The sequence below is a fragment of the Mesorhizobium sp. M1E.F.Ca.ET.063.01.1.1 genome, from assembly GCF_003998155.1.
GTDB lineage: Bacteria > Pseudomonadota > Alphaproteobacteria > Rhizobiales > Rhizobiaceae > Mesorhizobium.
The window spans coordinates 1-1,629 of sequence record NZ_RZSC01001041.1; the positions used below are offsets into that span (position 1 = coordinate 1).

Genomic DNA, 1,629 nt, shown 5'->3' on the forward strand with positions numbered 1-1,629 from the left:
CGCGCAGCCAGGTCGTCGTGTTCCTGAATTTCTTCCTTTCGGTGGTTATCCTTCTCGTTCTCGCCTCGGGTGCTGCGCTCTACTTCGGCATGCAGGCTTTCGTTGAGCCGGGCCCGTCCGCCAGCGGCGACACCTTCATGGTCAAGCCGAATACCGGCGTGCAGGAGATCGCCGACCAACTGGAACGTCGCGGCCTGGTCAGCGATGCGCGAATCTTCAGACTTGGCGTTCGCGCCACCGGCAATGACGCTGCGCTGAAGGCCGGCGAATACGCCATCAAGCCGCGCGCCTCGATGCGCGACATCATGGAGCTGTTCAAGAGCGGCAAGTCGGTGATGTATTCGCTGACCATCCCGGAGGGGCTGACGGTCGAGCAGGCGCTGCAGCGTGTGGCCGACCAGGAGGCGCTGACCGGCGACATGCCGGTGACCATGCCGCCGGAGGGCAGCATCGCGACCGACACGCTGCGCTTCACCCGCGGCGCCACCAGGCAGCAGATGATCGACAAGCTGGTCGCCGATCAGAAGAAGCTGGTCGAGGACGTCTGGGCGCATCGCTCACCCGACCTGCCGATCGCCAACATGGAGGACTTCGTCGTCCTGGCTTCGATCGTCGAGAAAGAGACCGGCAGGGGTGATGAGCGCTCGCGCGTCGCCGCCGTTTTCCTCAACCGGCTTGCCAAGGGCATGCGGCTGCAGTCCGACCCGACCATCATCTACGGCCTGTTCGGCGGCAAGGGCAAACCGGCCGACCGGCCGATCTACCAGTCCGACATCGACAAGCAGACGCCCTATAACACCTATCTGGTCAAGGGGCTGCCGCCGACGCCGATCGCCAATCCGGGCCGCGCGGCGCTGGAGGCAGTGGCCAATCCGTCGAAGACCGACGACCTCTATTTCGTCGCCGACGGCAATGGCGGCCATGTCTTTGCCGCGACGCTGGAAGAGCACAACCAGAACGTCGCCCGCTACCGGGCGCAGCAGAAGAAGCAGGCCGACGACGCGGCCAAGGCCTCCGGCCAGACGACGGCGCCAGCCGCTCCCGACGACAATGCCGACGGTGGCAATAGTGGCGCTGACAGCGGCGAGAATGGCGACGCCGCCCAATAGGCTGCAGCCTTGCCGGTTCTGTTCGCCTCCTTTGACGCCGGGCCGTATTCATGTTTTGAGGGGATATCCGATGCCTGGCCGAAGGTCGGGTGTCATATGGGGTATGCACGTTCGGGCAATCGCGCCCGGACCTGCGACAGGGGTGACAGGTATCATGGACGTGCAGAGCATGACCGGGTTCTCGCGCGCCGTCGCTGAACGCGACGGCACGTCGATTGCCTGGGAAGTGAAATCGGTCAACGGCAAGAGCGTCGAGGTGAGGCTGAGGCTGCCGCAGGGCTTCGACCGGCTGGAACCCGCTGTTCGGCAGACCGTGCAGAAGCGCTTCGCGCGCGGCAATTTCCAGGCGACGCTGACCGTCGGCCGCGCCGCCGCGCAGCAGGCGCAGCCGGTGGTCAACGAGGCTTTCCTGAAGGATCTGGCGGGCCTTGCCAAGCGCCTGCAGGAGCAGTTCGGCACACAGCCCGCCACCGCCGACGGACTGCTTGCGCTGCGCGGCGTCCTCGACATTCCGGAAGCC

At 65.7% G+C, this 1,629-nt stretch carries 2 protein-coding genes; both read left to right on the top strand.

The window, feature by feature from the left end; genetic code table 11:
* The coding region (gene mltG / locus EOA29_RS35775) for an endolytic transglycosylase MltG (RefSeq protein ID WP_127222349.1) at positions 1-1,109 on the top strand (1,109 nt) is incomplete at its 5' end.
* Between the two features lie 154 nt (positions 1,110-1,263).
* Positions 1,264-1,629, top strand: a 366-nt coding sequence (locus tag EOA29_RS35780) for a YicC/YloC family endoribonuclease (RefSeq protein WP_145970020.1), incomplete at its 3' end; no start/stop codon positions are given.